5 protein-coding genes and 4 pseudogenes are annotated in these 9715 nt (G+C 59.7%); 2 read left to right on the forward strand and 7 right to left on the reverse strand.

Features of this window, described 5'->3' with window-relative positions:
* The 3 genes and pseudogenes from P9272_RS35205 to P9272_RS35215 form a co-directional block, all read right to left on the reverse strand.
* Positions 1-350: hypothetical protein (locus tag P9272_RS35205; protein WP_140671265.1), on the reverse strand; the 350-nt coding region annotated here is incomplete at its 3' end.
* 192 nt (positions 351-542) lie between these two features.
* Positions 543-856, reverse strand: a pseudogene (locus P9272_RS35210) (ATP-binding protein); the annotation flags it as partial.
* A gap of 10 nt (positions 857-866) precedes the next feature.
* Positions 867-1400: pseudogene (locus P9272_RS35215) on the reverse strand (IS21 family transposase); the annotation flags it as partial.
* A 516-nt stretch (positions 1401-1916) separates the two neighbouring features.
* Between P9272_RS35215 and P9272_RS35220 the strand changes: the two are divergent.
* Positions 1917-2276 (forward strand): hypothetical protein, encoded by a 360-nt coding sequence (locus P9272_RS35220; protein WP_126066776.1) that lies wholly within the window; start codon positions 1917-1919, stop codon positions 2274-2276.
* Positions 2277-2845: 569 nt separating this feature from the next.
* Here the strand turns inward: P9272_RS35220 and P9272_RS35225 are convergent.
* Entirely contained in the window at positions 2846-4162 is a 1317-nt protein-coding gene (locus P9272_RS35225; protein ID WP_063169281.1) for a HipA domain-containing protein, read from the reverse strand.
* Complete coding sequence (locus P9272_RS35230; RefSeq protein WP_063169282.1) at positions 4152-4490, reverse strand: helix-turn-helix transcriptional regulator; 339 nt, start codon at positions 4488-4490, stop codon at positions 4152-4154. The genes P9272_RS35225 and P9272_RS35230 overlap by 11 nt, the downstream gene beginning before the upstream one ends.
* 611 nt (positions 4491-5101) lie before the next feature.
* Between P9272_RS35230 and P9272_RS35235 the strand changes: the two are divergent.
* Positions 5102-5598 (forward strand): annotated as a pseudogene (locus tag P9272_RS35235) (aldehyde dehydrogenase family protein); the annotation flags it as partial.
* A 512-nt stretch (positions 5599-6110) separates the two neighbouring features.
* Here P9272_RS35235 and P9272_RS35240 read toward each other — a convergent pair.
* Both P9272_RS35240 and P9272_RS35245 read right to left on the reverse strand, forming a co-directional pair.
* Positions 6111-6571, reverse strand: a pseudogene (locus P9272_RS35240) (OB-fold nucleic acid binding domain-containing protein); the annotation flags it as partial.
* Between the two features lie 307 nt (positions 6572-6878).
* Positions 6879-8810 (reverse strand): potassium transporter Kup, encoded by a 1932-nt coding sequence (locus P9272_RS35245; RefSeq protein ID WP_063169287.1) that lies wholly within the window; start codon positions 8808-8810, stop codon positions 6879-6881.
* Positions 8811-9715: the final 905 nt, after the last annotated feature.

A 9715-nucleotide genomic window follows, 5' to 3' on the forward strand; every position in this document is an offset into this window, starting at 1 on the left:
ATCGCCATATCGCGCGGGTCCAGATAGCCTTCGAATGCGGATTCTGCAAAAGGACCTGCCAGACACGCAACTATCTCCCGGATCGCATCATCGCGTTCCAAACATCGATCCATATCGTCCTCGAAAATCGGCTTTCGCTTCGAGGTGAATCCTTGCGCTGAATAAAAACCCGCGCCTTCGACAACACCACCGCACTCTCCGTCACCGACGTCGGGGTAAATACTAACACTTGAGAAAGCAGGGAGTTCACGGTCGTCGTCGAACGTCTGACGGTGCAAAACGATGGCGGCCACCGCGTGCCCGGCTTCGTGATGCGCCACAAGCGGCAGATATTGGGAGGCTACATTCATGCGGTGCGGCTCTCAGGTCTAGTTTGCTTTTGCGCATAGGACCGCAATTGTCGTGCCAACTGGGAAAATCGTTTCGGGCAATGCGATCGCTCCGATAGCGTTGCGTCTCCTGTCTGACATTGTTGGGAAGTCGACACGCGCCCGTCGCAATGCGGTCGACCTTCCGCGCGAGTTGGGTGACCCGTGAAGGCGGCCGACCAGGACGATGTTGCGCTGATCGGCGACGAAGGCGCGGCCGGGCGAGATCGCGCATCAGGGGGTGACCGGCGTGTCGGCGAAGTCGAAGTCGTCGATGTCCTTGGCCAGCGGCAACTTGGCGACAGCGAACTGGTATTTGATGGAGCGGGCCTGCTTCTCCGATATCTCGGCCTGCAAGAGATCACCGACAATCCTGGGCGGCTCGTGCCGTCGCTTGATGGCGACGCGCCCATGATCTCGTCATAGGCTCTGCGCATTCCGTAGAGCTTCAGCGCTCCCATCAGTTCCAGTACCTCGGTGCGTTCCATGGCTGTTTGTCCTCCTGAGACTGTCATAGCGGGTGCAGTCGGCGACCGCTCGTGAGCTAGCTTCAGCGCTTGGGGAATGGAAAGGATCGTGCCCGGCGCCGGATCGCGGCTGCGGGCCAGGATGTTGAGGATCACCGGCGCCGACGATGCACCGTGCTCGATGGCTTCCTGACAGGCGGCCTCGACCGCGCTCAATCCGTCGGTCAGCACCCAGGTGAGGATCAACACCATCTGCCGGTCGACGTCATCAACCGCCTTGAGCTGCGCCGCACCTTCTCCATTGCCGACCGCACGACCCAGCCAAGGAACGGCGCGCGCCGTGTGCCAGGGATCGTAGGCGACCTCGTTGCGGCCAAAGGAGCGAACGTGTTCTCCCACGACCACGCCATCCTCTGGCGGATGCGATCCGATCGACATAAGCATGGATCTCGATGGGCCGACCGACGGCACTCGACAGCACCGAGTATTTGTTGTTGTCGAAGCGCACCGTGCAGGTCTTCGACACCGACGGGGGAATGCAATGGAAGCCGTCGAAGCGACCGGCAGCCGCTCCCGCTGCGGCTTGGCCGCATTCGCCGACAGCAGCCGGTCCCGCGTCTCACGCCGAGCTCCCATGCGGGGATAGGGCTGGTGCTTGCGCTCGTAGCGGAACTGCGTCTCCTCAGAACGCAGGACCTTGCGCACCACCTTGCGCGAGATCTTCAGCTCACGGCAGATCGCTTTGATCGACTTCCCCTGGACCAGCGACAGCCGACGTATCTTTGCAATCGTCTCTAAAACCAACATCCAAAACACAAATGCCTCCGATCAAGCCGGAGGCATCTTGATGACCCCATCGTTAAGGGGTCCCGTTTGGACGAAAATCACCCTTTAAACAGGGTCCCCATTCCACGAAAAATCAATGCACTACCTTCCAAAGCTGCGAGAGATCGCCACCGACCGCTTTGAAGGGGCTTTCGGCGGTCTCGTCAGCGAGGTTGTGGCATGAAGAAACATCAATCCACAGCATTGGGCCGAAGCATGCCACGGGCTCATGCCGCGGGAGAGCGGGAAGATATTCTTGAAAGAAGAAGCGGTCTCCGACATCAATACCGACAGGATGGGCAGCTTTCTCACATCACTTGAGGTCGAGCGTGGCAGTTGCGACCCGCAATGCAAGGCTGGCGGCGATGCATGCCTTTGCGCGGTTCCTGATTTCGGAGCACCCCGAATATTAGGATACGCTGCAACTGGTGGTGACACTTCCCTTCAAGAGGGCGCGTGGGTGGCACCTGTCGAATATCTCGATGAGCCCGGAAATCAAGAGCGTCCTGGCGCGTATCGTCCGCCGCACGCCTTCTGGACAGCGGGATTACGCTCTGTTTTCGCTGATGTTCAATACGGATGCACGAGTTCAGGGATCCTGAATCTTCGATTGTGACCTTCGTCTGGTATCGCCCTGTCCCGCCGAGCAAAGCAACGACCGCCCCACACTGCTCACCCGGTTCGGTGTTCCATACTTGCTGCGCACACATGGCTGCGGGCGAAGGAACCACCATGGCGGAAAAAAGCATCCATCATCGCCCTTTGCGGGACACGACGGCCATCCACCTCGTCAAGGCGGGTGTTGACATCGCCACCATCAGTCGATGGCCAGGCCACTCGGGCTGAACTAACGATGCGCTACGCCCAGGCCGGTATCGATATGAAGCGGCAAGCGCTCGAACAAGGCTTCCCCGACGTGATGTCATCGGCAAAAGATCAGACGATCATCGCTTTGATGGCTGGATGTTTGGCTGGCTGCACCGCTTGTAGACGCTCAGTTATGTGGAGTTGTATCGCGGGAAGTCGCGCGTCTTGGGCTTTTGCGGTGTCAGCTCCACATCTCTCCGCAGTGCACGTTGTCACTGTTGAAGAGCCGTTTGTTCAATCTTCGTCCTGGCACGGCAAGGGTTGTCGATATTGTGGGCGTCTTGCGCTTGCCGAGCTTGTCCGAAATCCAGCGCCGGATCAGGCGTGAACACTGTTGCGTAGTTCGTCAGCCAGAGCGCGGAGAACGTCGGCGCTTCCTTCCAGCGCCGTAAAAGCGTAGGGATTGAGGAACTGTCGGCCCCAGAACAGATTGCGATCTGTGCCGGATAGCGTAGCTTCCTCGCTGACACGCGGCCAATTCTCCGCAATGCATCGGAGCTGGCCTTCAACAATCGCAAGAGCTTCCGGCGCGCTGAGCAGGAAGTGATGCGCCGCTTCAAGGCAGGACGCTATCCGGCTCATGCGGTTATTGCCGCTGATGAGCATGGCCTGGCTGGCCTCCTGGCCACTGCGGGCCTGCGGACAAATATCGTACGCAGGCGTGAGGGTGAGCTTAGCGCCGTCCCAGAATGCCGCATGGTTGCGGGCATGATCGTCGGTGTTGCCGCAAAGTATGTTGAAGACAATGCGGCTGAACAACTCGCGCAGAGTTTCCGACGGCGCGGTGAATCGGTGGCGAATGATCTCCGCCAAATCCTGGTAGCTGGCGTAACGCGCCATCATCTCATCGAGCGCGAGCATCGTCAGCGCTGAGACCATGGATTTGCGTTGCCAGCCGCCCGTGACCTTGATCCGGTCGAATCGCTCGACGAGCAACACGTCGTTGCCTGCGGCGCGAACGAGCGAGACGGATGCCGCTCTGATGCCGCACAAGGCGGCAAGCCGCATGGCTATGAATTCTCCTTTGACGACGCTGTAAAGGTCGGCAGACGAGGAAAATTTCGCGACATGCTTGACGGCGTCACCCTCGATCAGCGCCTTTGGCCTTGCGCCGCCGATCGAGCTGCCGTGATGCAGCGCCTGATCTAATTCGGGGGTGAGCGGAATACCTTTCTCTACCCGCTCCGCCGATTGGACAAGCTCTTCGAGAGTGGCATTGGCCAGTGCGCGCGGCTCGTAATGCATTGGCGAAAACTGAAAATCGAGCGCGCCGATGCGGTCCGAGCCTGATTCCAGCAAGAACGTCAGTTCTGAAATATCGAGCCGCGCGATTTCATCGCCCTTCACACCGAATTTGCGGTTTAGGATAACCCGTCGTCCCCAGGCATCAGGGGCAGCATCGCGGATGCATCCCGGCATGGTTAGGCCAGGAAGCAAAGGCAATTCGCCTGCCTTCAGGGGCAGTTCCGGGAGATAAAGCGGGATCGCGCTTCCCAGTTCACGAAAGCTCCTGCCATAGTTGAAGCTGACGAGTCCGTCATGGGCATATAGCCGCCCGGCGACAACCGGCGCGGTCTCGCCCGGCAGCCAGACCCAGACATAGGCTTCGTCGTACTTGGGGACCTTAGAACTCATCGACGATCTGCTTGCCGGCCTTGTAGACGTGCTTCGGCAGCAGCGCGATGCGATCGTCCATGCGGCCTGTGAGGGCTGTGATGCCATTGCCGTCGGCATCGAACAGCTTCACACCGACAATGGCAGCAGCTTCGAACATCAGTCCGATTTCGACTTTGGGATCGCCCTTCTCGATGCGCTGCAGGGTGCTGCGTGAAACACCGATTCTCTCGGCTAACTCCTGTGCGGTTAACCGGTGCTGCATCCGGCCAAGCCGGATGGTCTTACCGAAAAGGCCAAGCGCTTCCATCGCGTAGCGCGAATAGGTGCGTTTATACGTTGCCTTCATTCGGGTCTCTGTGACCTATGCATGATCCATATCGCCTTCTTTCGAACTTTATATAGGTAATGTCACAGAGCGACTGCCAAAGTCAAGACTCCGTATCGCAAGCGTTACCCATCCGAACGAGGAAGGCGGATATTGCCGACGGCTCCTGCACAACCGGCCAGCTCTGCGCGTCTCGGGCGAGGCGGAGATCTGGCGCTGGATCGCGGACAGCCTTGAGACGCCTCGCATGAGTCATTCATGGGCGGTCCCTGGTGCGGGGCCGCGGCGCTCGACTGCTGGCCGACATTCTCGGCGGCGGGACCCGCATCCGGCTACACCAGCACTTTTCGACCGCATACGCGCCCAGCTTCTCTCCGAAATCATTGCCAATGAGCGCGAACCTCATGCGATCGCCGAGCTGGCCTGGCGGCGCGGAATCTACGCACGCATCCGTATTCGAGACCGCCCAAGGGAGGCTGACTAGCGTAACGCCCTCCGATCTAAGCGCCTTCCACAAAGCCGCTTTCGCACGCGACGGGCTGCATGTGGCGGTCGTAGGCGACATAGATGCCAAGCCCTGAGAGTAAGGCTCTACCAGCTGTTCGGCGATTTGCCTCAGAAACTGGCGCTTGCCGGCGCGAACCAGTGGTATCGCGAGGGCGAGCACGCCGAGCGCTTTTCCTCCGCCCTCCACTGACCACAGACCCGCACGCAACGAAGCCGCGCTCGATCTTATCGTGGCGTGGCTAGGTGCAATGTTTGCTCTCGCCATCAGGCCGGCTTTCCCGATGGCGTGGTCAACCTGATCTATGCGTCCGAAGGTGATCGCGTGGGCCGTGAACTCTGCACCAATTCCAAAGATCAGCTTTACCGGTTCGAACGAGGTCGGACGGCTGCTGATGCGTCAGTGCTCTGACCAGATCAAGAAGGTCAGCCTTGAAACCGGCGGCAATGCACCTTTCATCATCTTCGATGATGCCGACATTGACGGTGCTGTTGACGGTGCGGTCCAGGCGAAGTTCCGCAATGCCGGCCAGACCTGCGTTTCCGCGAACCGCATTTACGTCCAATCGAGCGTTCACGATGAGTCCGCCGAGAAATTGTGGAGAAGGTCCGGCACTTATCAGTGGTCCGACGTCTACTCCCGGAGCGAAGCCGTCGCCAACCCAAGATCGAGTCCCACATCGCAGATGATAATTCGATGCGGGGCCGAACGATAAATATGCATGCTTTGGCCACCCCGAGGCAGGGCTCATTGAGATGATCCGACCGCCTTGGAACAAAGATGGGGTAGAGCAGATGAAGCGTTGGCAGCGTGTCTCCATTCGACGCGAGCGCTTAGGATGGGATCACGATCATTCGCATCACGCGCAGCCGCAAGGGCGATGCCATGGCTACTTTGGAATCGTTGAAGTGGTTTGAGCCGGACAGTCACAAATACACCCGTTACGCCGCGGCTCAGGAAACGGGGCGGCGTCCGGCGGTGGAGGTGCTCGCTGACTTAAAAAGGGTGCGGGCAGTCGTTGCGCTTGAGAGCGACGACATTTGGGATCCGGCACGGGGTGACCTGCTGCCAATCGGCAGTTAACAGGGTCCGACAAAAGTGTGCACAACATGCTGCTGAAGTGGCCTCCGGAAGCGCTACCGGAAGTTACGCGTCTTGAACTTGATAGGGTCGATATGGTCATACTGCATCGACGATGTCGCGCCCCTTCGGCATGCCGCGCGGATCGATGCCCGATCCGCCGTGATGAGCCTCGTCCCTCGGCCGTGCGGCAACGGAAACGGCGTCTTGCGGTTTCCCACGCTGGCCAGCCCGGCCGACAGATCGGTCAGCTCGTGGGCGACGAGGTGCACCACCTCCTCTTCCGTCGGATGCGTCCGCGGACGCCGAGCATGGCCGAAGCAAGAAGCACGCGCCGGAATTTCTCGAGAGATCTTGACCCAGACGACGACGTTTGCCGCACCCGTCTCATCCTCCAGAGGAACATGAAGCCTTTGGCCGAGCCCGGCCGCTGCCGGACCAGCACCAGGCCGGCGGCCTCGAGCCAGCTTCTGCCTCGCGCCTGCATAGCATCCTGACAGGTCACGGTGCGGCGCCGGTTAGGCGGCACGCCGATTTTGGCAACGCTAGCCTGTGAACTGAAGAATGAAGGTCGGACTTGCGGCACATCGATTAGGTTCAAATGATAAGTTGCTGCCCGGCGAGGTCGTTTCAGCGCATCTCGACTGGTGGGTCGGCAAGACAATGCGGAACGGAAATGATCGCAGGCGTAAAGGACGGCTTTCGGGGCCGGAAGCTTCAGGCCTGGAACCGGACCCCAGTTTGGCGCAAGCATCGTGGCCTCCGCCCGGTCAGGCATTCACCGGCTCGCGAAATGCCAATTGATTCTGCTTAACCGGGCATACCTAAACGGCCACTTGCGTTCCGATCTCGACCACACGTCCGGTCGGGATCTGGAAATACTCCGTCGCGTCGGCGGCCGTGCGCGCCAAGCCGATGAACAGCTTGTCCTGCCACACCGGCATGCCGGAGTTGGGTGACGCCTTGAGCGAGCGACGCGACAGGAAGAAGGACGTCGTCATGATGTCGAACTTCCAACCCTGCTTGCGGCAGATCGCCAGCGCACGCGGGATGTTAGGCTGTTCCATGTAGCCGAAGGTCAGTGTCACCCGCATGAACAGCTCATTGATCGTTTCCATCTTGATCCGCTCGCTGTCGGGCACCACGGGCTGCTGCGCCGTCACCACAGAGAGGATGACGTTCTGTTCGTGCAGCGCCTTGTAGTGCTTCAGGCTGTGCATCAACGCGGTCGGCGCACTGGCGGGATCGCTGGTCAGGAACACGGCCGTACCGGACACCAGCTGCGGTTTCTTCTTCAACAGATTGCCCGCAAGGAAATCGAGCGGAATCTGGTTCCTGCGCGTCTTGTCAAATAGATACCTGCTGCCTCTTATCCAAGTCCACATGGTCATCACGATCACTGCGGCAATGGCAAGCGAGGCCCAGCCGCCTTCGAATACCTTGACGATGTTAGCTGCAAAGAAGCCGGTATCGATGAAGACGAACACCGCCATTAAGGCTATCGCGACGCCGAGCGGCCATTTCCAGATGCGCGTCATCACAACAAAAAGCAGTATGTTCGTCACCAGCATATTGCCGGTCACCGAAATACCGTAGGCCGAGGCCAGCCGGCTGGATTCGCCGAAGCCGACCACCAGCAGCATCACCACCAGCGCCAGCATCAGGTTGATGCGCGGCAGATAGATCTGGCCCGACTGTTTTTCCGACGTGTGCTGGATGACGAAACGCGGCAGCATGTTGAGCTGTACCGCTTGCCTGGTCAGCGAAAAGGCGCCGGAGATCACCGCCTGGCAGGCGATCACGGTCGCCGCCGTGGCAAGCACGACCATCGGAATAAGCGTCCAGCCCTGGTTCATCTCGAAGAACGGATGACCGACAACGCCGCCATTTGCCAGCACGAAGGCGCCTTGCCCGACATAATTGAGCAACAGACAAGGGAACACGATCGCCAGCCAGGCGAGCACGATCGGCTTGCGGCCGAAATGGCCGAGGTCGGCGTAGAGCGCCTCGGCTCCGGTGACGGCGAGGAAGACTGCACCAACCGTAACGAAGGCGACGTCAGGCGAGTTGACCAGGAACGACACGATGTAATGCGGGCTGATTGCCAGCAGGATTTCCGGGTCGTCCATGATGTGGTTGAGCCCGGAAAGGCCGATGGCCAGGAACCACAGCGCGGTAACGGGTCCGAACACCAATCCTACGCCGCCGGTGCCAAACCGCTGTACCGCAAACACGATCGCCAGGATGGCCAGTGTCAGCGGCACCACATAGGGCTGGAACGTCGGCGTGACGACATTCATACCTTCGACCGCCGACAGTACCGAGATTGCCGGCGTAATGACGGCGTCGCCAAAAAAAAGCGCCGCGCCGACGATGCCGATGCCGATGCCGATGCCGAGGATCACCGCAGAGCAGGTCGGGAAACTGTTGCGCGCCAGCGCCATAAGCGACAGCACTCCGCCCTCGCCTCGATTGTCGGCGCGGAGCACGAACATGATGTATTTGATCGTCACGGTGATCGTCAGGGACCAGATGATCAGCGAGAGTACGCCGAGGATGTCGCCACGGCTGGCGACGTTGCCACCCGCTGATGCATGCAACGCCTCGCGAAATGCATAGATCGGGCTGGTGCCTATATCGCCATAAACGACACCTAGTGCGCCCAACATCAGCGCCTTGGTGCTGTGCTGCTCGACCTCAGAATGGCTCGATTGTTCGACAGGTTCTGCCTCGTTACCAGCATTGGTAAGGGCCATGGACGACACTCCGATAAGCGCGCGGTGCTCTACGCTTGCTGCACTGCAATATCAAGTTCCGTCACGTAATGTCTGCCGTCTCGCCTGTCGTTGCTCGCCTTGGTAGACTCGCCAGCCCGCAGCCCTACCGAGCAGCAATAGCGCCCCGGCAGAACCCTCAATCGCCCAGATCAATGAATGGTTATCGCCCACAGTGCCCCCCCGCGATGCGGCCGATGGCGACCAGGGTGTCGTGGGCGCACAAGGATGGCGCTTTCCTGATGACGCCGTGCTCCAGGTGTGATCGCACCGTTGCTGCGCAAGCCATTTACTTGCTCGTCCCAGCGAGGACCGTGGCCAACTGGAACGCAGGGCCACGCCGCTCACCGGCCGCACTTTGCGGCGCAGATAACGATTCGATCTCCGCGGCGAGATTCTGGTTGAAGAAGCCACCAAGCTTGTCGAAGGACACACGGTCGTAATATCGACATGCCAGTATCCGCAACCCAGAAAAGCTCCTTGGGCTCCGCTGCGCGCGCCACGAACAACCCGATCTTCTCTGCGAAGAGGACGCCGTAATCCTTCAGGTTGAAGCCAAACCGGGGGGCGGCCGTGACGTATGGGCGAAGGGCTAGGAGGCGGGTTCGGTGAGGAACGGCATTGATGTCCACGCCGTCTCCTGGAAAGACAGAGGAATGCGGTGTCACCGACTGGCGCCGGAGGTTGATCCGGTGATTAGGAGGAGCACTCGTTGTCGGATTCTCGACGATGTCGGACATCTGACACAACGCTGCCAGAGCGATCACGTTGTTCCGAAACGATTTTCCCAGTTGGCACGACAATTGCGGTCCTATGCGCAAAAGCACTGCGATGCCGCACCGACTGGAAGAACTCATCAATGATCACGCTTTTCGAACATGTGGGCG

Origin of the sequence: Mesorhizobium sp. WSM4976, from assembly GCF_029625685.1 — a bacterium.
Classification (GTDB): domain Bacteria; phylum Pseudomonadota; class Alphaproteobacteria; order Rhizobiales; family Rhizobiaceae; genus Mesorhizobium.